Origin of the sequence: Chryseobacterium sp. CT-SW4 (genome assembly GCF_048572715.1) — a bacterium.
Classification (GTDB): Bacteria; Bacteroidota; Bacteroidia; order Flavobacteriales; family Weeksellaceae; genus Chryseobacterium.
In genome coordinates this window covers 3,068,207-3,093,109 of sequence record NZ_CP183840.1, presented here as the reverse complement: position 1 = coordinate 3,093,109, position 24,903 = coordinate 3,068,207, and the positions used below count along the sequence as shown (strand labels likewise).

Genomic DNA, 24,903 nt, shown 5'->3' with positions numbered 1-24,903 from the left:
TATTCTTAGTTGGTATTTAATTATTGAAAGGAATAACTAACAACACATACTTGAGAAATAAATATTCCTGATAAAGCCGTTTTTTTGATGGTTTGATTTTATTTTTTTCAACATGAAGTGTTTCACTGCGATAAATTTAATTTTTGATAATGGTTCTGAATGTAAAATCTCCGAAAGTCTCTTTTCCGGACTTATGTTGGGAATAATCTGAAAAAAGCGAATCCAGGGTTTCTAAAATTTCAGATTCCTCCAGGTTTTCTTTATACTTTGAATTCAGTCTGGTTCCGAGTCTGTCTCCGCCGATATGCAGATTATATTTTCCGTAAGCCGTTCCTATAAGACCTATTTCAGCATTAGGAGATCTACCGCAGCCATTAGGACAGCCAGTCATTCTGATGGTGATATCATCCTCCTGAAGATGGTATTTTTCAAGAATAGGTTCTATCTTAGTGATCAAGCTGGGAAGATATCGCTGAGCTTCTGCTAAAGCCAGTGAGCAGGTATTAAAAGCTACACACGCAATTGAATTTTTTCGGAGTGCACTCGCCTGGTCTGTATAAGTTGTAATGCCATGTTCCTCAAGAATGGTTTCTATCTCTTTCTTATCTTCCGGCAAAATATCCGCTAAAATTAGATTTTGATTACAGGTAAAACGGAAATTAGCTTTACCGGTTTCCGCCACTTTTAATAATCCGGTTTTTAATAAATATTTTCCTTCATCTAAAACCCTTCCGCTTTCTACAAATAAGGTGAAATACCATTTCCCTTCATGATTTTGTACCCAGCCGTAACGGTCCTTTCTTTGGGTAAATTCGTAAGGGCGTGCTTCTTCAAACTGAAAACCGCATCGTTCTTCCACCAAACGTTTATATTCATCTATTCCCAGTCTGTCAATCGTATATTTCAGACGTGAAAGTTTTCTGTCACTCCTGTTTCCATAATCTCTTTGGACGGTAATAATTTCATAGACTGCTTTTAAAACCTTTTCTTCCGTATCAAGAAATCCGAAAATCGATGCCAGTCGGGCATAGGTTGCTGCATTACCGTGAGTGGCACCAAGTCCGCCTCCGGCTCCAATATTATAACCTTTAAGCTCTCCATTTTCAATAATGGCGATCAATGCAATATCATTAATGAAAACATCTACATCATTATTGGGAGGTACTGCAATTCCTATTTTAAGTTTTCTGGGTAGATATCTGTCCTGATACAAAGGATCAGTAGGGTTCTTTTTTTCTTCAATCTGTTCCTCATCCAGCCATATTTCATAATAGGCAGCCGTTTTAGGAAGACACAGCTCACTTATTTTTGATGCTAATGCATGGACCTTTCCATGTAAAGGAGATTCGGAAGGGTGTGATGAACACGTCACATTCCTGTTAACATCCCCACAAGCTGCAATAGAATCAAGGTGTAGGGTGTTAAAAGATTTTATCGTCGGCTTCGTCTGCGACTTCAATATTCCGTGCAGCTGAACGGTCTGCCGGGTAGTTATTTTTATAGTTCCTGTGGAGTATTGTCCTGCAATATGATGCAGGCCTTCCCATTGTTGAGGGCTGATAAGACCTCCCGGAATTCTTAACCTGATCATATAAGAATACAGCCACTCCAGTTTTTTCTGATTTCTTTCCTCTCTCCGGTCACGGTCATCCTGCTGATACATTCCATGGAATTTTACCAGCTGCTGATCCGGTTCGCGTAATGCCCCCGTATATTGATCTGAAAGACTTTCCTCCAAAGTTCCTCTTAATCCCTTACTTTCGGTTTTTATTTTTTCTACCGGAGACAAGTTTTTCTGTTCTGACATTTTATAATTGTGTTTTGTTATTTTTTATTCTTAGTATACATCCTTTGCAAATCGTTCATTATCTTCAAGCTCGTCAAGATAAAGCTGAGCCTCTTCTTCTGTCTTTCCGTTTTCTTCCAGAATCTCAAGAAGTGTATTTTTTACATCATTGAACATCGGGTCCTTACTTCCGCAGACGTACAGGTGGGCCCCATTTTCCAGCCATTCATAAACCTCGGCTGACTTTTCTTTTAACCGGTGCTGTACATATACTTTCTCCTTTCCGTCCCTTGAAAAAGCCAGATCCAGATTGGATATCGCTCCTGTTTGTAAGAAACTTTGGATCTCCGTCTGATAAAGGAAATCGGTTACGAAATGCTGATCTCCGAAGAACAGCCAGTTTTTTCCTGTAGCTCCGACGGCATCTCTTTCTGTGATGAATGATCTGAAAGGGGCAATTCCGGTTCCCGGGCCGATCATAATAATATCTTTATTTTCGTCTGGAAGTTTAAAGTGATGGGCTTTTTGAATATAGAATTCTACTTTCTGGTCAATATCCAGCTCCGAAAGAAATTCGCTGCAAACACCTACTTTTTCTTTATCATCAATGATAAATCTGTTCTTTGAAACCGTTAAATGAATTTCCGTTGTTCCATGTCCGGATGGAGAAGAAGAAACGGAATATAATCGGGGAGATTGCGACGGTAAAATAGCAATCACCTTTTCAAAATCAATATTCAGGGGGTACTTTTGCAGTAAATCCAATAAACCTAATCTTTCCTCCTGAATAGCATGACCGGTGAGCTCAGCATATTTCTTTATGGTTGATTTGGAAAGATAACTTATATTAAAATGTTGCTTTAAAAGTTCTTCAGCAGAAGCGGTTACTCTTTCTGTAACCACTACTTTCTGAGGATCAAATTGAACGAAATTTAAAATTTCATTCACCCGCTCCACTTTATTGGCAGGAATAACGCCTAATGCGTCTCCCGGTTCATAGTCGATTTCATCCTCAGTTGTGATTTCAATATGATAGGTTTCTTTATTAGATCCGGTATCATTTAAATTGATATGAGTAGCTACAACACCTTCATAATATTTTTTAGTTTGAGAAGAAGAATTAGTAGACGGCTCTTTTTTGGGAAGATCAATTGTCGAGCTTTCTGACTGCAATTTTGCCAGAACACCATTAAACCAATGTTCCGCATCCTTCTGATAATCGGTATCACACTTCTGGATTGGATAAAACTCATGTCCCCCAAGCTCAAGATATCTTTTTTGTACATCTTCCGCAGTTTTACAAAATTCCGGATAGGAAGAATCTCCCAGGCCTAATATTCCAAAGTTAACTTTAGAAAGGTCAATCGTATTTTCCAGGATGTAATCATAAAATTTCTTGGCTAAAATAGGTGGCTCGCCGTCCCCCTGCGTGCTTATTACTAGGAAAAAATATTCTTCTTTCGGCAGATCGTTCAAACGATATTGATCTATACCGGTTAACTTTACCTGAATATGCTGTTTCTTGGCAATAGTCGCCAGCTGTGTTGCCAGCCTTTTTGCATTTCCCGTTTCAGTTCCGTAAGCTAATGTTATCTTTTTAGGCTTTTGATTAACAGGAGGAGTGGCTGATCCTATTTTATCAGAAGAAGTTTCAAGCAATCCTGTGATATAACCATTGACCCATACCAATTCCTGTGGGCTGAATTCCGAGAATAATTTCTTTATACTTTGTAATTTATTTTCAGACAGCATTCTCTACATATTTATAAGTTAGATAATTGTTAAGCTTTTCAACCGGCGGGAAATATTGATCCTCGGAAGAATTGTTCTCCAGCCAGTGGAATTCATCATATAGATTGACTACGTTTCCGATGATGACCAAAGAAGGAGAAATAAATTTTTTGTTTTTTAAAGTAGTTTCATATTCCTCAAAGCTGCACGTATGAACTCTTTGCAGTGGAGTAGTGGCCTGTTCTATGATGGCTATCTTTTTATCCGATGTAATATTTTCTTTTTTTAGTTTTTCAACCAGCTGGGGAAGAGTGGCCACAGACATATAAAAGACAAGAGTATCTTTAGTCCCGGCGAGATCTTTCCAATATTCATCTCCTACGATATCATTTTTATAATAGGTCATAAATCTTACTGCCGTGGTATATTCCCTTGCAGTAAGAGGAATTCCGGAATAAGAGGCAGCTCCTAAGGCGGCTGTAATTCCCGGAATGATTTCATAGGAAATGGCGTGGCTTTTTAAAGCTTTTAGTTCATCAAGGACGTTGGAAAATATGGATACATCCCCTCCCTTTAATCGAGAAACAATTTTCCCTTCCTGAGCATACTGCACCATCATTTCGTTAATGATAGACTGTGGAGTTGAAGCTCCTCTTCTGCACTCTTTGCCTACATGTACGATTTCTCCAGAAAAATAATCTTCTAAAATTTGTGAAGAAACCAATCTGTCAACTAAGACAATATCCGATTTTTGTAGAGCCTTGATGGCTTTTATGGTGATAAGATCCGGATCTCCCGGGCCGGCACCTATTAAATAAACTTTTCCTTTCATTGTATTCTCTACTATTTTTGTAGACTATTGAGTTAAAAAAATATCCAACACTTAGGAAGGATAATTTTTGATTTATCTGTTTTTTAAAATAAACCTTCTACAGAGAGATATCTTTCTCCCGTATCATAATTAAAGGTTACGATCTTAACATTCTCTTTTTTGTCGGCTAGAATTTTAGATATTGCCGCTAAAGATGCTCCCGAAGAAATACCTCCGAAAATACCTTCCTCCTTAGCAGCCTTTTGTGCGAAACCGAAAGCTTCATCTTTGCTTACTTTTACGATCTCGTCCAAAATAGAAGTATTTAATATACTTGGAACAAATCCGGCACCGATTCCCTGAAGTGGGTGTGGACCTGGTTCGCCTCCGCTTAAAACAGGAGAAAGTTCCGGCTCTACAGCTATTACCTTAAGATTAGGAAATTTTTGCTTTAAAATTTCACCTACTCCGGTGATATGTCCTCCGGTTCCTACACCGGTCACCAGATAATCCAGGCCATTTGGAAAATCTTTTATAATCTCTTCAGCCGTTGTTTTCTTATGTATTTCAACATTTGCCTGATTGTCAAATTGCTTTGGCATCCATGAATTTTCAGTGGAGCTAATCAGTTCTTCAGCCTTTTCAATAGCACCTTTCATTCCTTTTTCACGGGGTGTTAAAACGAAATTGGCTCCGTATACTTCCATCAGCTTTCTTCTTTCAATACTCATGCTCTCGGGCATCACCAAAGTCAGTTTATATCCTTTTACTGCTGCTACTAATGCTAAACCTATTCCTGTATTTCCGCTGGTAGGTTCAATAATTTGAGTATCCTTATTCAATAATCCTTTAGCCTCCGCATCTTCTATCATTGCCAATGCAATACGATCCTTGATACTTCCGCCGGGATTATTTTTTTCCAACTTCACATAAACATCATGCTGTGGAAATAATTTTGAAACTCTTACGGTAGGAGTGTTCCCAATGGTTTCTAAAATATTCTGAAATGCCATATCTAATATTTTTGTTAATACTTATTTATATTACGAAATCAATAACATCCGGAAACGGATTATTATCTTTTATTTTTATCTGGTTGGTATGATAAACTACTGAGTTGGAAGGTACAGAATGGGTCAACCAAACATTTCCCCCGATAATGCAGCCTTCACCGATGATCGTCTTTCCACCCAGAATGGTAGCACCTGAGTAAATAACTACATGATCCTGAATAGTGGGATGCCTTTTTAAACTTGCCAGGTCTTTGGATACGTTCAGAGCTCCCAGAGTTACCCCTTGATATATTTTTACATGATCTCCTATCACAGATGTTTCACCGATAACCACACCGGTTCCGTGATCAATAAAAAAATACTTGCCAATTTTTGCCCCGGGATTAATATCTATCCCTGTTTTTCCGTGGGCATATTCACTCATTACTCTCGGAAGAATGGTAATTTTCTGAGAATAAAGCTGGTGGGCAAAACGATGAATAGCGGTAGCAAAGAAACCTGGATAAGAAATAAATATTTCTTCTTTGGATTGAGTGGCAGGGTCAAAATTTAATGTCTCCTCAGCATCTAGCAATAACAGATCATATATATTAGGAACCTGATCAAAAAATTCTTGTACCTGCTGATCTATATAAGAAGAATCTTTCTTTTTGGAGACCTTGCTGATTAAAGTCTTTAACTGATTTCTTAAATAGTCAAATTTGGTTTGCAGCTCTGCAACAGATTGGTAAGCTTCGAGATGATATATAAACAGGGTATCAAACAATTCTTGAATAAAAGCTTCTACCAGATGTTTTTCATGAAAGAGATAACTGTCTTCTTGCTTTTTTGCAAATAGATAATTTAAAAATGCATCTTCTTTATTCTGGTTCTCCATAATTTTTTCTTTAGATAATACAATAAACTTTCCGAAGTAGTACTGTTGAACGATTATTATATTAAATGATCATTTCCGTTATACACATTTTGATACTGTAATCTGGATAGATTTTTTTATTCTGAATCCTTTTCTTTGTGTTTTTAAGTTAGCAAATTTAATACAATAAATTAATCTACCAAATTAGTAGACTAAAAAAATAAATAGAATTTAGATATTTATAGAGATATGTTTCTACACATGTATAAGAATCAGTAACCTTAATAGAAGAACATTTCTATTTTGTCATTCAGAGCGCAGCGAAGAATCTTTTAACAGTTTTCAGTAGTAAAGCTTTCTGTTTTCCTTGCAATCCCAGGCTCCCTTACCGTTTTGTTTCACTATTTCGAAACTACCCTCATTGTATTAGTCATATATAAACCTGGAAGCATGGAATGAGATATCTACCCTATAACACGGACATCATAACTTGTCCTTCAGAGCGCAGCGAAGAATCTTTAACAGTTCTCAGCAGTAAAGCTTCTTTTTTCCTTGCAATCCCTCCCTCATTTCCCTCTTCTAACGGTGTAATATAACTCTATACCCCCCTTCATATCTCTTCCATGATCAATGTTAGTAACGTAATGATAATTCCTAACAATTTATAAAATAGCTAATTACAATAAAAGTTATCCCCAAGTAAAAAAATAGGGATATAAACTTTTGGAATGGGAGACTAAAAGATTCTATCTTTGCAGCACTGAAAAAGAAACAGTAGCGCAGGAGTATAAAATTAAAATTAGCAAACAATCTTTTAAAAAAAGGTATAAAAACTTTTGGATATAGAGATAAAGTTGATTATCTTTGCCCACCCTTTTATCGAGGGTAGCGCAGGAGTTAAGATTGAATTAGGATGGGAATTTAGGGTTATTAAAAAAAAACTTTAATTTTTTTTCAGAAAGATTTGGTCGATAAGAAATAAATACATACTTTTGCACTCGCAAATACGGAATGAAACAGACAGAGGATTAGTTTTGTATGTAGCGAAAGAGAAGAGATCATTGAAATAAGATATAACAACCAAGTAAGGAAAAAACTAAAGCGTTAAAACCTTTGAGAGAGAGATACAAACATACAATGGAGAGTTTGATCCTGGCTCAGGATGAACGCTAGCGGGAGGCCTAACACATGCAAGCCGAGCGGTATAATTCTTTCGGGAATTAGAGAGCGGCGTACGGGTGCGGAACACGTGTGCAACCTGCCTTTATCTGGGGGATAGCCTTCCGAAAGGGAGATTAATACCCCATAATATAATTATTGGCATCAATGATTATTGAAAACTCCGGTGGATAGAGATGGGCACGCGCAAGATTAGATAGTTGGTGAGGTAACGGCTCACCAAGTCAGTGATCTTTAGGGGGCCTGAGAGGGTGATCCCCCACACTGGTACTGAGACACGGACCAGACTCCTACGGGAGGCAGCAGTGAGGAATATTGGACAATGGGTTAGCGCCTGATCCAGCCATCCCGCGTGAAGGACGACGGCCCTATGGGTTGTAAACTTCTTTTGTATAGGGATAAACCTAGATACGTGTATCTAGCTGAAGGTACTATACGAATAAGCACCGGCTAACTCCGTGCCAGCAGCCGCGGTAATACGGAGGGTGCAAGCGTTATCCGGATTTATTGGGTTTAAAGGGTCCGTAGGCTGATTTGTAAGTCAGTGGTGAAATCTCACAGCTTAACTGTGAAACTGCCATTGATACTGCAAGTCTTGAGTGTAGTTGAAGTAGCTGGAATAAGTAGTGTAGCGGTGAAATGCATAGATATTACTTAGAACACCAATTGCGAAGGCAGGTTACTAAGTTACAACTGACGCTGATGGACGAAAGCGTGGGGAGCGAACAGGATTAGATACCCTGGTAGTCCACGCTGTAAACGATGCTAACTCGTTTTTGGGCTTTCGGGTTCAGAGACTAAGCGAAAGTGATAAGTTAGCCACCTGGGGAGTACGAACGCAAGTTTGAAACTCAAAGGAATTGACGGGGGCCCGCACAAGCGGTGGATTATGTGGTTTAATTCGATGATACGCGAGGAACCTTACCAAGGCTTAAATGGGAATTGACAGCTGTAGAAATACGGTTTTCTTCGGACAATTTTCAAGGTGCTGCATGGTTGTCGTCAGCTCGTGCCGTGAGGTGTTAGGTTAAGTCCTGCAACGAGCGCAACCCCTGTCACTAGTTGCCATCATTAAGTTGGGGACTCTAGTGAGACTGCCTACGCAAGTAGAGAGGAAGGTGGGGATGACGTCAAATCATCACGGCCCTTACGCCTTGGGCCACACACGTAATACAATGGCCGGTACAGAGGGCAGCTACACAGCGATGTGATGCGAATCTCGAAAGCCGGTCTCAGTTCGGATTGGAGTCTGCAACTCGACTCTATGAAGCTGGAATCGCTAGTAATCGCGCATCAGCCATGGCGCGGTGAATACGTTCCCGGGCCTTGTACACACCGCCCGTCAAGCCATGGAAGTCTGGGGTACCTGAAGTCGGTGACCGTAAAAGGAGCTGCCTAGGGTAAAACAGGTAACTAGGGCTAAGTCGTAACAAGGTAGCCGTACCGGAAGGTGCGGCTGGAACATCTCATTTTAGAGCGTCGTAAGACGATAAAAAAATTAGTACGCAAGTACAAAAATCTTTCTTAAAGTTAAGCTTTAGTTTTTTTGTTTGGTTGGTATATATATAAGATATAACCCACTAGAAATTAGTATCAGGGAAAGAGAAAGAGACATGAAAAAGGGATTAGAGAATAACCTCTGGCTCATGCCTTATGACTCGTAAAAGAGTCTCGTAGCTCAGCTGGTTAGAGCGCTACACTGATAATGTAGAGGTCGGCAGTTCGAGCCTGCCCGAGACTACTAATTAAAGCGGATAGCAAATAGCGACTAGCTACTGGCCCTTAGCCAATAGCAAGAAGCCCAAAGCTAAAAGCACCTAGCGGGGAATTAGCTCAGCTGGCTAGAGCGCCTGCCTTGCACGCAGGAGGTCAAGGGTTCGACTCCCTTATTCTCCACAGTTTGTATTGGTAAAACTAGACATGTAAACCTCATGACGAGAGCCGTCATTGATACATGAATACGTTTTACATTAATACAGAAGAATTAAAGATCATTGACATTAACGGTAAAGACATCACAAAGAGAAAACCGAGCACTTATAAGTGCTTGAGTAACCTAAAAAAATAGGAAAGAAATCGTTAAGGGCGTATGGCGGATGCCTAGGCTTTCAGAGGCGACGAAGGACGTGGTAAGCTGCGAAAAGCTCGGGGGATTGGCACACACGAATTGATCCCGAGATGTCCGAATGGGGCAACCCAATACATTGAAGATGTATTACCTCTTAGGAGGGGCAAACCCGGAGAACTGAAACATCTAAGTACCCGGAGGAAAAGAAATCGAAGAGATTCCGTAAGTAGTGGCGAGCGAAAGCAGATTAGCCCAAAAGTTTTTATATGTTTAGAGGAATGTTCTGGAAAGAACAATCATAGAAGGTGATAATCCTGTACTCGAAAGGTATATAAAGATGATAAATGAGTATGGCGGGACACGTGAAATCCTGTCTGAATATGGGGGGACCATCCTCCAAGGCTAAATACTCCTGAAAGACCGATAGTGAACAAGTACTGTGAAGGAAAGGTGAAAAGCACTTCGAATAGAAGGGTGAAATAGAACCTGAAACCGTACGCCTACAAGCGGTCGGAGCACCATTAAGGTGTGACGGCGTGCCTTTTGCATAATGAGCCTACGAGTTAATTTTACTAGCGAGGTTAAGTAATTAAGTTACGGAGCCGGAGCGAAAGCGAGTCTGAATAGGGCGGATAGTTAGTAGGATTAGACGCGAAACCTTGTGATCTACCCATGGGCAGGTTGAAGCTCTGGTAACACAGAGTGGAGGACCGAACCGGTTGACGTTGAAAAGTCTTCGGATGACCTGTGGGTAGGGGTGAAAGGCCAATCAAACTGGGAGATAGCTCGTACTCTCCGAAATGCATTTAGGTGCAGCGTCGATGTTAAGTTTATTAGAGGTAGAGCTACTGATTGGATGCGGGGGTTTCACCACCTACCAATTCCTGACAAACTCCGAATGCTAATAAATGTTCGTCGGCAGTGAGGGCATGGGTGCTAAGGTCCATGTCCGAAAGGGAAAGAACCCAGACCACCAGCTAAGGTCCCCAAATATATGCTAAGTTGAAGCAACGCGGTTGAACTGCATTGACAGCTAGGATGTTGGCTTGGAAGCAGCCATTCATTTAAAGAGTGCGTAACAGCTCACTAGTCGAGCGGTTCGGCATGGATAATAATCGGGCATAAGCATATTACCGAAGCTATGGATTTGTACTTTATGTACATCTGGTAGGAGAGCATTCTATTTGCGCCGAAGCAGTATCGTGAGGTATTGTGGAGCGGATAGAAAAGAAAATGTAGGCATAAGTAACGATAAAGGGGGCGAGAAACCCCCTCACCGAAAGACTAAGGTTTCCTCAGCCATGCTAATCAGCTGAGGGTTAGTCGGGACCTAACGCGAACCCGAAAGGGGTAGTGGATGGACAATGGGTTAATATTCCCATACTTGCTCACAATAAAAGGGGACGGTTGGATGTAGCTGCTGGAGACTGACGGAATAGTCAAGGCCTAGCCTTCGGGCGAAGCTGCTGTAGTGTAATCTGATCCAAGAAAAGCCGAAGTGAAGCAACCCGTACCAAAACCGACACAGGTGGTCGAGGAGAGAATCCTAAGGTGCTCGAGTGAGTCGTGGCTAAGGAACTAGGCAAAATAGTCTCGTAACTTCGGAATAAGAGACGCCTCCCTCCGGGGAGGCCGCAGTGAAGAGGCCCAGGCGACTGTTTATCAAAAACACAGGACTCTGCTAAATCGAAAGATGCTGTATAGGGTCTGACACCTGCCCGGTGCTGGAAGGTTAAGGAAGGTGCTTAGCGTAAGCGAAGGCATTAACTGAAGCCCCAGTAAACGGCGGCCGTAACTATAACGGTCCTAAGGTAGCGAAATTCCTTGTCGGGTAAGTTCCGACCTGCACGAATGGTGTAACGATCTGGGCACTGTCTCAGCCACGAGCTCGGTGAAATTGTAGTATCGGTGAAGATGCCGATTACCCGCAATGGGACGAAAAGACCCTGTGAACCTTTACTATAACTTCGTATTGACTTTGAGTAAACAATGTGTAGGATAGGTGGGAGGCTATGAAGCTTGCACGCTAGTGTAGGTGGAGCCAACGTTGAAATACCACCCTTTGTTTACTTGGAGCCTAACTTCGAAAGAAGGACATTGCGTGGTGGGTAGTTTGACTGGGGTGGTCGCCTCCAAAAGAGTAACGGAGGCTTTCAAAGGTACCCTCAGCACGCTTGGTAACCGTGCGTAGAGTGTAATGGCATAAGGGTGCTTGACTGTGAGACCAACAAGTCGATCAGGTGCGAAAGCAGGACATAGTGATCCGGTGGTTCCGTATGGAAGGGCCATCGCTCATAGGATAAAAGGTACTCCGGGGATAACAGGCTAGTCTCCCCCAAGAGCTCACATCGACGGGGAGGTTCGGCACCTCGATGTCGGCTCGTCACATCCTGGGGCTGGAGAAGGTCCCAAGGGTTGGGCTGTTCGCCCATTAAAGTGGCACGCGAGCTGGGTTCAGAACGTCGTGAGACAGTTCGGTCTCTATCTATTGCGGGCGTTAGATGTTTGAGAGGACTTGATTCTAGTACGAGAGGACCGAATTGAACAAACCTCTGGTGTATCAGTTGTACCGCCAGGTGCACCGCTGAGTAGCTATGTTTGGAAGAGATAAGCACTGAAAGCATATAAGTGCGAAACTCGCCTCAAGATGAGACATCTTTTAAGGGTCGTTGTAGATGACGACGTTGATAGGCTACAGGTGTAAAGTTGGTAACAGCATAGCCGAGTAGTACTAATTACCCGTAGATTTATAGCCTATTAGGTTTATTTTACAGAAAACTGTAAACCAAGCCTTATAAGTGCGCTACAGGTTTTGCCTTTGTGATGAAATTTACCGATAAACAAGCAGTATGCTTTATGCTGTAAGCCAAGAGCTTATAGCCTACTGCCTACAGCTATATACCTTCTTTAGGGTGGTTTTAGCGGTGGGGCTCACCTGTTCCCATTCCGAACACAGAAGTTAAGCCCACCAGCGCCGATGGTACTGCTAACGCGGGAGAGTAGGTCGCCGCCAGTTTTTATTTAAAAGTCTCATACTGATGTATGAGACTTTTTTGTTTTTTTACAATAATACAATACACGCAATACCGTACAACCCATAATCCGGAAGTAGTATAGCTAGGGATGGCGAAGAAGCCTTTATATAACTCTTTATAAAAAGACAAACCAATCTATTTAAAACAAGACAGAAACCCCACAGAATAGTTATCCATCAGAAACATATATAGCTAGGGATTGCGAATGCACATTTTATATAATCCTTATACAAATGAAATAGAAGCTACTAAAGCAAGACAGAGATCATATAGAAAGATATCCATCAGAAACATCTCTAGGTAGGGATTGCGAATGAAACTTTATATAACTCTTTATACACAGCCAACTCAATCCACTAAAGCAAGACAGAACCCCCACAGAATAGATATCCACCAGAAACATCTCTAGGTAGGGATTGCAAATGAACTTTTATATAACTCCTTATACACAGCCTACTGAACTTACTAAAGTAAGACAGAAATCCCACAGAATAGACATTCTACTAAAATGAGTAACCTATCGAAGTTCTCTTCTTCAAACTATGAGAAACAGCTCCTAAAATAGCAAGAGATTAAAAACTCTATCCTCAAACCCTAGTACTGCTAAACTATTATTACTCTCAAACCCTTACACACACTTCACTACTACCAAATAAAAAAGCCCAGAGAATAAATTCCCTGAGCCCTATTTAATTTCTTATTAAAAGAATATTTATCAATAAGGTTACGAAGATGTAGTCTGAACCTTTTTCAGGTCCAACAAATCAAAATGTATTCTGATATTACCTATATTACTCCAGGTAGCAAATTTAAAGGTAATGAAGCCTAAAAGCATGCCTAGTGTATTAAGAAATACGTCATCAATGTCAGCCACACCTCTGCCCGTGAAATATTGGGTAGTCTCTATTAAACTTATCGTAATTAAGAAAAACAAGGTAATCGGAATGAAATAATTGAATTTTCTGATACATAATCCTAGCCAACCAAAAGGGCTGAAAACAAAGATATTTCCAACTATATTAACAATAAATGCCTCTTCTTCAATATTATGGTCAGAGAAGAAATGTAAAATCGTATTAAAAGGTCTTACCTGAATATAAGAAATATCCGAAGCTTCTCTACCCGATGCAAAAAACATCATGTATAATAAAAAAATCGTATATAGGCTTATCAGTACTGCAAAATATCTTTTCATAGGTTTCCTTAAAAGGGATTAGTAATAAAAAAGAGTTTGTAGTGTTATTAGTTTTTAGAATTTATCAAATAACAAAAATCTTACCTTAATTTTATTATGTTAAGAAAGTTTATAGTTTTTAACCTTTTTTAACATAATAAAAGTTCATACTAATGAGTATGAACTTTCTTAATATTTCCTATAATAAAAGGTGATTATACTTGAATAACTCCTAAATTGAATTTTTCCTGAATAGGAGAATGGTTCGCAGCTTCTATTCCCATAGATATCCATTTTCTGGTGTCTACCGGATTAATAATAGCATCCGTCCATAATCTTGCAGCAGAATAAGTAGATTCAGTTTGTTTCTGATACTTTTTGGAAATAGAATCCAGAATTTGATTACGTTCTTCTGTAGAGATCTCCTTTCCTTGTTTTTTCAGGGTAGACTCTTGGATCTGCGCCAAAACTTTAGCAGCCTGAGAACCTCCCATCACTGCTAGTTCAGCCCAGGGCCATGATACAATTAATCTTGGATCATAAGCTTTACCGCACATTGCATAATTACCGGCTCCATATGAGTTTCCTGTTATGATTGTAAATTTCGGAACTACGGAATTGGAAACAGCATTTACCATTTTAGCTCCGTCTTTTATAATTCCGCCATGCTCAGATTTTGAGCCTACCATAAAACCGGTAACATCCTGTAAGAAAATTAATGGGATTTTTCTTTGGTTACAATTAGCAATAAACCTCGTAGCCTTGTCCGCGGAGTCTGAATAGATCACTCCTCCGAACTGCATTTCTCCTTTTCCGCTTTTTACCATTTTTCTTTGGTTGGCTACAATTCCTACTGCCCATCCGTCAATTCTTGCTGTGGCACAAACTATCGTTTTTCCATAATCAGGCTTGTATTCTTCATATTCGGAATTATCTACCAAACATTTGATGATCTCATAAGTATCGTATTGTTCAGCCCTGCTTACCGGCATAATTCCAAAGATATCTTCGGGGTTTTGCTTGGGAGGAAAACTTTCGATTCTGTCGAATCCCGCTTTTTCCGGGCTTCCGATTGATTTCATTATATTTTTAATTCTGTCCAGGGCATCCTTATCGTCTTTAGCTTTATAATCCGTAACTCCCGATATGGAACAGTGAGTAGTTGCTCCTCCTAAAGTTTCATTGTCGATGGATTCTCCAATAGCAGCCTTAACGAGATAGCTCCCTGCCAAAAATATAGAACCCGTTTTATCTACAATCATAGCTTCATCACTCATAATAGGCAAATAAGCTCCTCCTGCAACACAGCTTCCCATAACAGCAGAGATCTGAATGATGCCCATGGAGCTCATTTTTGCATTGTTACGGAATATCCGGCCAAAGTGTTCTTTATCAGGGAAAATTTCATCCTGCATAGGAAGGTAAACACCAGCAGAATCTACAAGATAGATAATAGGGAGTTTGTTTTCCATAGCAATCTCCTGAGCCCGTAAATTTTTCTTTCCGGTAATAGGGAACCAGGCTCCTGCTTTTACGGAAGCATCATTAGCTACAACGATACATTGCCTTCCGGATACATAGCCCATTACAACTACAACACCACCGCTCGGACATCCTCCATGCTCTTCGTACATTTCATATCCCGCAAAAGCACCTATTTCAATGGAATCTGAATTTTTATCAAGAAGATATTCAACTCTTTCTCTTGCTGTCATTTTTCCTTCATCCCGAAGTTTTTGAAGTCTTTTTTCACCACCCCCTTTTTTTATGTCAGAAAGCAGACGGGTTATTTCAGATAATTTTAATCTGTTTTGATCCTCTCTTTTATTGAATTCAATGTCCATACAATATCAATTTTTTACGCTTAAAGATAGTCTTTTTGGGAAAAATGAAAAAGGGGAGTGGGTTGCACTTTAAGGGATTGGTTTTCAGAAAATTGTGAAATATTTAACAAAAATATATTTTTTCATAAATTATATTTTTGCTAACTTTACACATGAGTAAAAGAGGGGTGATTTATTTATCCCGATACTTTATTCCTAGTTTATTTTTTTAATAGTTTATTATTTGAAAGCCCCGAAAATTGAACAAATTTTCGGGGTTTTTTATAAAATTTTAAATCAGGGATTAAATCTCATCTCCTAAATAATAAATTCTATTGATGGAAAAATTCCATTATTCTACCATAAAATACAAATATTCTTTTTTAAAGAAAAGCAGCTCATGATAACTTTTAAAACTTCAATAAGGACTTTTGTACTTTATAAGAAATAGAGAATCGATAATATATGTTGTCAGATGTTATATTTTTTTTGATGATTTGTAAAAGGTATTTGTAAATTTGCAGATTTAGATTTAATAATATTCTATATGCAAAAATTAGCTCTTTTCAGGCTGCATCTGATCGTGTTTTTATGGGGATTTACTGCCATTCTGGGAAAGCTTATTCATGCGAATGCACCAATTTTGGTTTTTTACAGAATGTTGTTTGCTGCTGCATTCTTATACTTGTTTATAAGAGTCATTAAAAAAGAGAGTATCAGAGTCTCTAAAAAGCTCTTTTTTCAGCTGGCAGGAGTAGGTTGCTTTATGGCTTTACACTGGCTTTGCTTCTTTTATTCGATTAAAGTCTCAAATGTTTCCATTGCTTTAAGCTGTCTGTCATTATCCACGCTCTTTGCCTCTATAATGGAACCCATTATATTTAGAAGAAAAGTAGACCTCTCCGAGGTCATCATGGGAGTGGTTATAGTGGCCTGCATACTTTTGATCTTTAAAACGGAATTTCAATACAAAGAAGGAATTTTTTACGGGGTTCTATGTGCTGTATTCGGAACTGTATTTTCTGTATTCAACGGAAAACTGTTTGGAAAAACAAGTTCAGGAAATATAATTTTTTATGAAATTTTCTGTGGTTGGGCAGTCCTCAGTCTCTTCTATTTATTTACCGGACAAATATATCAGATGGATGAAATAAATACTCGTGATATTGCGTTAATAGCATTGTTAGCCAGTGTGTTTACTGCTTTTCCGATGTTTGAATCTGTAAAGCTGATGAAGTATATTTCGCCGTTCACTTTAATTTTAACGGTTAATTTGGAGCCTGTCTACGGAATTATATTAGCTTTTTTTATCTTTGGAGAATCGGAGCATATGAGTCCTGTATTTTATATAGCGTCCTTTGTAATGATCCTGGCTATTGTTGTAGACGGATTGATTAAAGCAAGAAAACAAAAAAACTTAACTAAGTGACCTATTTTATATGATAAAAAAATACCTTTTATTGATATTTTCCTTGATATTCGGATTTTCATATTCTCAAATTATCAGAAAATATTCTAATGAATTTCTCAATATCGGAGCTGGAGCCAGGGGATTAGGAATGGGAGGTGCAGTGATATCGAATCAGGATGATGTTTATTCCCCGATGTGGAATCCGGCAGGATTAATGTCGATAGACAGGGATTGGCAGGGTGCGGCTATGCATGCGGAATACTTTGAATCCATAGCAAAATATGATTATTTAGCCTATGCTAAAACATTGGAAACAGGAGTGTTCGGGATTTCAATTGTTAGACTGGGGGTTGACAATATCCTTAATACGACTCAAATGATCGACTCTGAAGGGAACATCGACTATGATAAGATCACCAAATTTTCTCAATCCGATTATGCAGCGATCCTTTCCTATGCTTTTAATCCCGGAGGAAACCCAAATCTTGATGTGGGGGTGAATGCCAAGCTGGTATACAGGAATGTAGGAAAATTTGCTAACGGATATGGGTTCGGGTTTGATGTAGGGGCTATTTATAAAGCGGATAACGGCTGGAAATTCGGAGGTATGCTACGTGATGTAACCACTACGGTTAACTTCTGGACTATTAATCAGAAAGAGCTTTCTACGGTGGTAAACGGAGAGGAGTTCAACCCTGCACCCACGGATAAAATGGAGCTTACAATGCCGAAGTTAAATGTAGGAGCCAGTAAGACCTTTGATATCAACAGTAGTTTATATGTATTGCCGGAAGCCGGAATCAATGTGGATTTTGCGAAAACAGCGGCATTAATTTCAACTGATTTTGCAAGTATTACTCCATATGCCGGAGCCGAATTGGGATATCAGAAAATGATTTTTGTAAGATTAGGGGTAAACCGTTTTCAGAATGTAACGGATATTGAGGACCTCAAAAGAAAAGTTTCTTTCCAGCCAAGTGCAGGGATAGGTATACGTTACCGGGGCCTTACCCTTGATTATGCCATTACCAATTCCGGGATTGGCGGTTCGAACTTTTATTCCAATTTTTTCTCTTTGAAACTGGATATGGGAGCATTTAGAAACGATTGATTTATATTTGTATAGTTTTAAATTTAAAATTAAATGAAAAAGATATTTGTATTCCTATTTTCTTTCGGATTGAGTATGGTGTTCGGACAGAAAGTTTCTGATTTCAGATATGTCCATATCCCTGAAAAGTTTGAGAGTTTTAAAGATAACCAATATGGACTTGATACCTTTTTAGCAAAAGCTCTTAAAGGCAAAAAATACGTAGTCGTACAAGGCTCAAAAGATAGCTGGCCTTCCGAACTCAATGGAAATCCATGCAGCGTGATCAATGCAGAAGTACTGAATGACAGCAGTTTTCTTAGAAATAAAGTACAGCTTAAATTTAAAGACTGTAATGATAAGGAGATTCTTTCTGCCAAGGGATCTTCCAATATCAAAGATTATGAAGAAGGATATCAGGATGCTTTAATGCAGGCTTTAACTTCTGTTCCGGTTTCCAATCCCGTTAATGCCATTGTAGTGGAACAGAAAAAAGAAGTTAAGCAGGAAATTGTTAAAAAAGAAGCTGTTACGGAGGTTTCCACATCTTCAACAGAAAACCAGGGAGCGCAAAAGTTCAGTAATGGAAAAACCAATCTGCAGAAAATACAGATTAGCTCCACTCAGTTTATTCTGGTAGATGGTAACAGTTCGGTTCCTTATGCTACATTTAACACAACCGGTAAAAAAGATGTCTTTAGAGTAAAGCTGTCAAACGGAGCTCATACAATAGGATACTGGGAAGACGGGAATGTGGTTATTGAATTGCCTGCTTCGGGAGAAGAATATACCAAAGAAACTTTCTATAAAAAATAAGAAAATCTCATTATAGAATAAAATTCCCCTAAAAAAGTATCTTACTTTTTAGGGGAATTTTTTATGGGTTGCTGTTGAAGAAGTTGTAGACGATCAACGCTTTGCTTTTTCCAAGGATCTCTTCCAGTGTTTCCAGGCTGGATTCTTTAATACGTTTTACGGATTTGAGTTTAGAAAGTAATAGCTCAATAGTCTTTTCACCTACTCCCGGGATTTCTTCCAATTCAGATTTTATGGTAGAATTTTTTCTCCGGGTCCTGTGATGTTTTACTCCGAAGCGGTGGGCTTCATCCCGTACCCTTTGTAATATTTTTAAAGTTTCCGATTTTTTATCAAGATACAGAGGAATGGAATCTTCAGGGAAATAAATTTCTTCCAATCTCTTTGCGATGCCTATCACCGTTATCTTTCCATAAAGGCCTAATAATTTAAGGCTTTTTACAGCAGAGGAAAGCTGTCCTTTTCCCCCGTCAATTAAAATAAGCTGGGGCAAATCTTCTCCTTCATCCAGCATTCTTTTATATCTCCGGTAGATTACTTCTTCCATCGTAGCAAAATCATTGGGGCCATCTACGGTTTTAGGATGAAAAATCCGGTAATCAGCTTTACTTGCCTTTCCGTCCTTAAAAACCACACACGAAGAAACAGGGTTGGTTCCCTGAATATTGGAATTATCAAAACCTTCAATGTGGCGGGGTTCCACGGGCATCCTCAGTAACTTTTGCATCTCTGCCATAATGCGGTTGGTATGGCGTTCCGGATCTACGATCTGTACTTGCTTCAGCTTTTCAAGACGGTATTCCTTCGCATTTTTTTCCGAGAGTTCTACGATTCTTTTTTTATCACCTACTTTAGGTACAATCAGCTTTACATTGGGAATTTCCACGGTCAGATGAAAGGGTAGAAGAACTTCTTTAGAATCGGAAGCGAATTTCTGCCGGATTTCTATAAGGGCTTCTTCGAGAATGTCTTCATCACTTTCCTCGAGAATTTTTTTAATTTCTGTCGTGAAGCTTTGGATAATATTTCCGTTTCTTATTTTAAAAAAGTTGACATAAGCTGCAGTCTCATCACTGGTCATTCCAAAGACATCCACATCATCAATATTGGGATTGACGACCGTATGCTTGGCCTGATAATCTTCAAGAATATCGAGTCTTTCCTTGATGAGCTGTGCATTTTCAAATTGAAGATTCGAGGCGTGTTTCATCATCTGGGCTACCAGATAATCCTTTGCTTTACGGAAATCTCCTTTGATGATCCCTCTGATGGCATCCACTTTTTCATCATATTCCTCTTTGCTTTCCAATCCTTCACAGGGCCCTTCACAGTTTTTAATGTGGTATTCCAGGCAGACTTTATATTTTCCTTCTTCTATTTTATTGGGAGAAAGGTTGAGATTGCAGGTCCTTAATTTATAAATATGTTTAATGGTGTCCAGTAAGATTTTGGCAGGACGCACCTTGGCATAAGGCCCATAGTATTCCGAACCGTCTTTTATAAGATTCCGGGTAAGGAAAATTCTGGGAAAGTCTTCATTTTTAATGCAGATCCATGGATAGGTCTTATCGTCCTTCAGCATTACATTGTAAAAAGGCTGATGCTCCTTGATCAGGTTATTTTCTAATAGAAGCGCATCATATTCGCTGTTTACAATAGTGGTTTCAAGCCGCTGGATCTTGCCGACCATTATTCTGGTTCGATATCCCGAAAGGTTTTTATTAAAGTAAGAGAGAACCCTCTTTTTAAGATTCTTAGCCTTTCCTACATACAATAGCTGGTCATTCTTATCATAATAACGATAAACACCGGGCTCGGAAGGTAAAGTTTTGAGTTGTAATTCTAAAGAAGGATTCATGAAACAAAATTACGGAATAGTCTTGTTATTTAAAAGTATATAAATACAAAGAATATGATCTGTTTTTTATAAAAATATAGATTAAAATAAAATTTTATAGAAAAAAGAAGACTTATAAATTTATTTTTTTACAGTTATCGTTAAATGTGTAATTTTAGGCAAAATTTTTAGAAATGATATACGGTGTAGATATTTTTAGTTTTCATGATGTATTGGAGATCTGTAAAAATCCGGCTCAGGCGAAGCTTAATAAAAAAGCCAAAGATCAGATCCTGAGATCCCAGGAGAATGTAAGACAGATCGTAGAGTCGGATCAATGTGTGTATGGAATCAACACAGGATTTGGTCCTCTTTGTGATACTAAAATTTCAGCAGATGAAACAGCCCGGCTGCAGTATAATCTGATCATATCACATGCTGTAGGAGTAGGAAAGCCTATCGACAAGGAACTTTCTAAAATAATGATGATCGCTAAGGTCCATGCATTATCAAAAGGTTTTTCAGGAGTTTCACTCGAAGTTATTGAGAGAATGATCCTCATGCTGGAAAAAAATATTATTCCTGTAGTACCGGAACAGGGATCAGTAGGAGCTTCCGGAGATTTGGCTCCGCTGGCACATCTGGTGCTGCCTCTTTTAGGTTTGGGACAGGTTTGGGATGGTAATGCAATTGTAGAAACTTCAAAATCCCTGAAAAAACATCAGTTAAAACCTTTAAGTCTGGGTCCTAAAGAAGGTCTGGGATTGATTAACGGAACACAGTTTATTCTGGCTCATGCTATCAAGGGGCTGGAAAAATTTGAATATTTATTGGATCTTGCGGACGTTACGGCGGCAATGAGTCTGGAAGCTTACAGAGGTTCGGCAAGTCCGTTTAAAAAAGAGCTTCATGAGATCCGCCCTTTTGAAGGAAGTAAAAAGGTGGCCGCGAGAATGGTGAAGCTTTTGAAAGGATCCCAGAACCTAAAAGCACATGAAGACTGTGAAAGAGTTCAGGATCCGTATTCCATGAGATGTGTGCCCCAGGTTCACGGAGCAAGCAGAAACGCTTATGTACACCTTAAAAATATGGCGGAAACGGAATTAAATTCGGTGACGGATAATCCTATTGTATTAAGTGCCAGTGAATCTATTTCAGGAGGAAACTTCCATGGCCAGCTGATGGCTCTTCCGTTGGATTATGCTACGTTGGCAGCAGCAGAATTGGGAAATATTTCAGACAGAAGAAGTTATTTGCTCCTCGAAGGAAAGTATGGACTACCAAGATTGCTTACGGAAAGTTCAGGACTTAATTCCGGGTTTATGATTCCCCAGTATACGGCAGCGGCGTTGGTGACAGAAAACAAAACTTTATGTTTCCCTGCATCGGCGGATTCCATTCCTACGAGTTTAGGGCAGGAAGACCATGTCTCCATGGGAAGTATTTCCGGACGGAAATTTAATCAGGTACTAGGAAATCTGGTTAATATACTGGCTGTGGAGCTTATGTTTGCGGCTCAGGGACTGGAATTCAGAAGACCTGCCAAATGTTCCAAAATCATTGAAGAAAACTTTGATATCCTTCGTTCCCGGGTTAAAAAATTGGAGGATGATAGGCTTATAGGCCAGGATATGCTGGCGATTGCCGATCTTATTAATGAAAGAAAATTTGTAGTAAAAGTTTAATAATTAATGATGAAAAAAATTATTATACTCTGTATGTTCCTGATAGGAATATCTGCTTTTGGCCAGACAAAAGCAGAAAAGATACAGGAACTGATGAAGCTTACGCAAGTCGATAAAATCAGTTTGCAGATGTACACGCAAATTATGGACTATTATAAAAAAAGCTTTTCGGATGTACCGGAAAAGGTCTGGGATGATTTTTTAAATGAAATAGATACCGGTAAGATGATGAAAATGTATATTCCTATCTATGATAAATATTATACAGAGCCGGAAATTGATCAGCTGATCACTTTTTATAAAAGCCCGATTGGGCAGAAGACCATAGAAAATATGCCTGCCCTATTGAAAGAAAGTATGGAAGTGGGTACAAAATATGGAAGAGAAATAGGAGAAAAGATTGTTAAGAAAATGGAGGAGGAATATAACTATCAGGATCCACCAATGCCCATGCCCTCCAATGAAGAATAGCAATTGGAAAATATAAACAACATGATTATTAAAAGAGTAGACTCTACCAATAAAGAATTTCAGGAATTGGTAAAATATCTTGATGCTGACCTGGCTGAAAGAGATGGTGATGATCATGCTTTCTTCCATCAGTTTAATAAAATAGACATGCTTAAAAACTGTGTAGTAGTTTTTATTGATGATAAGGCGGCTGCTTGTGGAGCTTTTAAACCTTTTACTGAAGAAGAGGGAGCTGTTGAAATTAAACGGATGTATACGGATCCGCAATATAGAAAACAAGGCTTAGCTTCCAGAACCCTCACTGAACTAGAACAATGGGCGAAAGAGCTGGGCTATGAAAAATGTACATTGGAAACCGGAATTAAACAGCCTGAAGCGATTGCTCTTTATGAGAAAAGCAATTATCGCCGGATTCCCAATTACGGGCCATATATAGGAGTTGAAGAGAGCGTTTGTTTTTCAAAGCTTATTTAAATTTTACACGATAAGAATAAATTAATAATAATATAATCTGTATTTCTTTTTCAACGGTTTATAATTCACCATAAAGTGCTATACTTGTAATACCATTTTAAATTATAATAATATGAAAAAGAATGCATTTTATCTTTTTGTTTTGTTTTTTCTTTTTACGTCCTGTAATCAGGAGGAAATCCAGAGTGTTAATCCTGCTATTGAGGTAGTTCAGACCGATCCTTTAACCAAGGAACAGATTAATAATGAAATTAATCAGTCCATTAAAAACTCGGGGTCATTCAGCTGGGCTAAATCCTCCGATCACTTGGTTTGGAGTGCCTTATTTCAAGGTAATAAAATTGCATCGGTAGGCTTTGGTAATTCTTCGAAAGATTTTGACAGAACCCAGTCCCCCGATAACCAAAAGATTCAGGATGAGATTTTGGCCGTTATTCAGAAATATGAGGGAAAAGATCAGGACAGGATTTTGATTACTTCCGACCCGTTTTTGAACCAGGTAGATGTCATTATTGAAAAGCAGGAAACAGTTATTGCACTTCGTAAACTAAAGTCACTTCGTTATCTGGAGCCAGCCGATTACAGGTATTTTGAGGTGGAAGCGCAAGTGAATGGCGGAGCTGCAAAATCAAGCGGAAGTTCGGGTTGCGGTTTTAGTACGGCAACTATAAGCTCAGCAGATTACGTCTCCGTATCACCAAATGCAAAAGCACCATGGGCATTTAAAAACCATAATATCACAAGTGCATGGAACTACAGTACCGGAGCTGGAGTTACGGTAGGACTCATAGACACGGGTGTTTCACCTGAACAGACCTTACTGGGAAGCAGTTTTAATACAGGAGCTTCTTCAGGAAGGACCATCAGCAAATATGGAGTCTATGTAGATTCCACGTGGCCATGGAGCACGGAAACAGACGGTTCCGCAGATCTATGTGGGCATGGAACCAAAATGGCTTCCGTACTCGCAGCTCCGAGAAACAATTCGGGATTACCGGTAGGAGTGGCTTATAATGCGAGTCTTATTACCTATAGAGCTGCATCCAATGTAGTGTTAGACGGTTACCATGAACAAAATGGAGTGAAGACAGCTTTCACGGAACTTGCTAATAATACCCAGGTTAAAATTATTTCCATGTCGATGGGGCATGTATTTTCGGTTGGAAAAATTGAAGATGCCGTTAAATATGCTTATTCAAAAGGGAAACTTATATTCAGTGCCGGGGGTACTTCGACCAGCTTTACCAATTTCGTAGGTGTTATTTTTCCCGCATGGATGCCCGAAGTACAGGCTGTGACAGGTGTAAAAGAAGGGACTTCCAACCAGAAATGTGATGTCTGCCATTCCGGACAGGAAATTGATTTTACTTTTCAGATGGAAAGAGCTTCCGGAAGTTCTGTGCCGGTGCTGAGCTATTATAACGGGCAGGCTGATTACGTAGGCGGATCTTCTGTTGCTACGGCTGCCACGGCAGGGATTGCTGCATTAGTATGGTCGAAAAACCTTTCATGGACCAGGGAACAGGTGCTCAATAAGATGAGACAGTCTGCAACCTACTATTCGAATGTAAACTCAGAATATGGATATGGAAACATTAATGTTTTACAGGCTGTTCAGTAAAATATAAAAAAATAAGAAGGAA

15 protein-coding genes, 2 tRNA genes and 3 rRNA genes are annotated in these 24,903 nt (G+C 39.3%); 12 read left to right on the top strand and 8 right to left on the bottom strand.

What is annotated here, in order from left to right; genetic code table 11:
* Positions 1-136 precede the first annotated feature (136 nt).
* The 5 genes from ABJ974_RS13900 to epsC form a co-directional block, all read right to left on the bottom strand.
* Positions 137-1,807, bottom strand: coding sequence for an NADPH-dependent assimilatory sulfite reductase hemoprotein subunit (locus ABJ974_RS13900; protein WP_419868834.1), 1,671 nt, complete (start codon positions 1,805-1,807; stop codon positions 137-139).
* 30 nt (positions 1,808-1,837) lie between these two features.
* Positions 1,838-3,538, bottom strand: a complete 1,701-nt coding sequence (locus tag ABJ974_RS13895; protein ID WP_419868833.1) for a diflavin oxidoreductase — start codon at positions 3,536-3,538, stop codon at positions 1,838-1,840.
* Positions 3,528-4,349 (bottom strand): uroporphyrinogen-III C-methyltransferase, encoded by an 822-nt coding sequence (gene cobA / locus ABJ974_RS13890; RefSeq protein ID WP_419868832.1) that lies wholly within the window; start codon positions 4,347-4,349, stop codon positions 3,528-3,530. The genes ABJ974_RS13895 and cobA overlap by 11 nt, the downstream gene beginning before the upstream one ends.
* 83 nt (positions 4,350-4,432) lie before the next feature.
* Positions 4,433-5,341, bottom strand: coding sequence for a cysteine synthase A (gene cysK / locus ABJ974_RS13885; protein WP_419868831.1), 909 nt, complete (start codon positions 5,339-5,341; stop codon positions 4,433-4,435).
* 25 nt (positions 5,342-5,366) lie between these two features.
* Positions 5,367-6,218: a serine O-acetyltransferase EpsC gene (gene epsC / locus ABJ974_RS13880; RefSeq protein ID WP_419868830.1), complete on the bottom strand. Its 852-nt coding sequence runs from the start codon at positions 6,216-6,218 to the stop codon at positions 5,367-5,369.
* A gap of 1,113 nt (positions 6,219-7,331) precedes the next feature.
* On the opposite strand from epsC, the gene ABJ974_RS13875 reads away from it, so the two are divergent.
* From ABJ974_RS13875 to rrf, 5 genes are all read left to right on the top strand, one after another.
* A 16S ribosomal RNA gene (locus tag ABJ974_RS13875) occupies positions 7,332-8,848 on the top strand.
* Between the two features lie 195 nt (positions 8,849-9,043).
* Positions 9,044-9,117 (top strand) — tRNA-Ile (locus tag ABJ974_RS13870).
* Positions 9,118-9,198: 81 nt separating this feature from the next.
* Positions 9,199-9,272, top strand: a tRNA-Ala gene (locus ABJ974_RS13865).
* 173 nt (positions 9,273-9,445) lie between these two features.
* Positions 9,446-12,199 (top strand): 23S ribosomal RNA (locus ABJ974_RS13860).
* Between the two features lie 153 nt (positions 12,200-12,352).
* Positions 12,353-12,460, top strand: a 5S ribosomal RNA gene (gene rrf, locus ABJ974_RS13855).
* Together the 16S, 23S and 5S rRNA genes with 2 tRNA genes alongside form the textbook arrangement of a ribosomal RNA operon.
* A 743-nt stretch (positions 12,461-13,203) precedes the next feature.
* Here the strand turns inward: rrf and ABJ974_RS13850 are convergent.
* Positions 13,204-13,674 (bottom strand): VanZ family protein, encoded by a 471-nt coding sequence (locus ABJ974_RS13850; RefSeq protein WP_419868829.1) that lies wholly within the window; start codon positions 13,672-13,674, stop codon positions 13,204-13,206.
* 194 nt (positions 13,675-13,868) lie between these two features.
* Entirely contained in the window at positions 13,869-15,497 is a 1,629-nt protein-coding gene (locus ABJ974_RS13845; RefSeq protein ID WP_419868828.1) for an acyl-CoA carboxylase subunit beta, read from the bottom strand.
* Positions 15,498-16,023: 526 nt separating this feature from the next.
* Here ABJ974_RS13845 and ABJ974_RS13840 point away from each other — a divergent pair.
* From ABJ974_RS13840 to ABJ974_RS13830, 3 genes are read left to right on the top strand one after another with little or no spacing between them, the layout of a single operon-like run.
* Positions 16,024-16,905 (top strand): DMT family transporter, encoded by an 882-nt coding sequence (locus ABJ974_RS13840; RefSeq protein WP_419868827.1) that lies wholly within the window; start codon positions 16,024-16,026, stop codon positions 16,903-16,905.
* A gap of 10 nt (positions 16,906-16,915) precedes the next feature.
* Complete coding sequence (locus ABJ974_RS13835) at positions 16,916-17,998, top strand: putative type IX sorting system protein PorV2 (protein WP_419868826.1); 1,083 nt, start codon at positions 16,916-16,918, stop codon at positions 17,996-17,998.
* Positions 17,999-18,031: 33 nt separating this feature from the next.
* Positions 18,032-18,793 (top strand): hypothetical protein, encoded by a 762-nt coding sequence (locus ABJ974_RS13830; RefSeq protein ID WP_419868825.1) that lies wholly within the window; start codon positions 18,032-18,034, stop codon positions 18,791-18,793.
* 61 nt (positions 18,794-18,854) lie between these two features.
* Here ABJ974_RS13830 and uvrC read toward each other — a convergent pair whose 3' ends face one another.
* Positions 18,855-20,651 carry an excinuclease ABC subunit UvrC gene (uvrC, locus tag ABJ974_RS13825; RefSeq protein ID WP_419868824.1) on the bottom strand — a complete coding sequence of 599 codons (1,797 nt, stop codon included), beginning with the start codon at positions 20,649-20,651 and terminating at the stop codon, positions 18,855-18,857.
* Positions 20,652-20,824: 173 nt separating this feature from the next.
* On the opposite strand from uvrC, the gene hutH reads away from it, so the two are divergent.
* The 4 genes from hutH to ABJ974_RS13805 all read left to right on the top strand — a co-directional run bounded on the left by hutH (position 20,825) and on the right by ABJ974_RS13805 (position 24,881).
* A complete protein-coding gene (gene hutH, locus ABJ974_RS13820; protein ID WP_419868823.1) occupies positions 20,825-22,315 on the top strand; it encodes a histidine ammonia-lyase in 1,491 nt (496 codons plus the stop codon).
* Positions 22,316-22,321: 6 nt separating this feature from the next.
* Positions 22,322-22,786, top strand: a complete 465-nt coding sequence (locus ABJ974_RS13815; RefSeq protein WP_419868822.1) for a DUF2059 domain-containing protein — start codon at positions 22,322-22,324, stop codon at positions 22,784-22,786.
* Between the two features lie 21 nt (positions 22,787-22,807).
* Positions 22,808-23,260, top strand: a complete 453-nt coding sequence (locus ABJ974_RS13810; RefSeq protein WP_419868821.1) for a GNAT family N-acetyltransferase — start codon at positions 22,808-22,810, stop codon at positions 23,258-23,260.
* 112 nt (positions 23,261-23,372) lie between these two features.
* Positions 23,373-24,881: a S8 family peptidase gene (locus tag ABJ974_RS13805; protein WP_419868820.1), complete on the top strand. Its 1,509-nt coding sequence runs from the start codon at positions 23,373-23,375 to the stop codon at positions 24,879-24,881.
* Positions 24,882-24,903 lie beyond the last annotated feature (22 nt).

What these genes read in the sequence shown, in the direction of transcription:
- ABJ974_RS13900 (WP_419868834.1), bottom strand. Translation starts at nt 1,807, where the DNA reads ATGTCAGAACAGAAAAACTTGTCTCCGGTAGAAAAAATAAAAACCGAA.
- ABJ974_RS13895 (WP_419868833.1), bottom strand. Translation starts at nt 3,538, where the DNA reads ATGCTGTCTGAAAATAAATTACAAAGTATAAAGAAATTATTCTCGGAA.
- cobA (WP_419868832.1), bottom strand. Translation starts at nt 4,349, where the DNA reads ATGAAAGGAAAAGTTTATTTAATAGGTGCCGGCCCGGGAGATCCGGAT.
- cysK (WP_419868831.1), bottom strand. Translation starts at nt 5,341, where the DNA reads ATGGCATTTCAGAATATTTTAGAAACCATTGGGAACACTCCTACCGTA.
- epsC (WP_419868830.1), bottom strand. Translation starts at nt 6,218, where the DNA reads ATGGAGAACCAGAATAAAGAAGATGCATTTTTAAATTATCTATTTGCA.
- ABJ974_RS13850 (WP_419868829.1), bottom strand. Translation starts at nt 13,674, where the DNA reads ATGAAAAGATATTTTGCAGTACTGATAAGCCTATATACGATTTTTTTA.
- ABJ974_RS13845 (WP_419868828.1), bottom strand. Translation starts at nt 15,497, where the DNA reads ATGGACATTGAATTCAATAAAAGAGAGGATCAAAACAGATTAAAATTA.
- ABJ974_RS13840 (WP_419868827.1), top strand. Translation starts at nt 16,024, where the DNA reads ATGCAAAAATTAGCTCTTTTCAGGCTGCATCTGATCGTGTTTTTATGG.
- ABJ974_RS13835 (WP_419868826.1), top strand. Translation starts at nt 16,916, where the DNA reads ATGATAAAAAAATACCTTTTATTGATATTTTCCTTGATATTCGGATTT.
- ABJ974_RS13830 (WP_419868825.1), top strand. Translation starts at nt 18,032, where the DNA reads ATGAAAAAGATATTTGTATTCCTATTTTCTTTCGGATTGAGTATGGTG.
- uvrC (WP_419868824.1), bottom strand. Translation starts at nt 20,651, where the DNA reads ATGAATCCTTCTTTAGAATTACAACTCAAAACTTTACCTTCCGAGCCC.
- hutH (WP_419868823.1), top strand. Translation starts at nt 20,825, where the DNA reads ATGATATACGGTGTAGATATTTTTAGTTTTCATGATGTATTGGAGATC.
- ABJ974_RS13815 (WP_419868822.1), top strand. Translation starts at nt 22,322, where the DNA reads ATGATGAAAAAAATTATTATACTCTGTATGTTCCTGATAGGAATATCT.
- ABJ974_RS13810 (WP_419868821.1), top strand. Translation starts at nt 22,808, where the DNA reads ATGATTATTAAAAGAGTAGACTCTACCAATAAAGAATTTCAGGAATTG.
- ABJ974_RS13805 (WP_419868820.1), top strand. Translation starts at nt 23,373, where the DNA reads ATGAAAAAGAATGCATTTTATCTTTTTGTTTTGTTTTTTCTTTTTACG.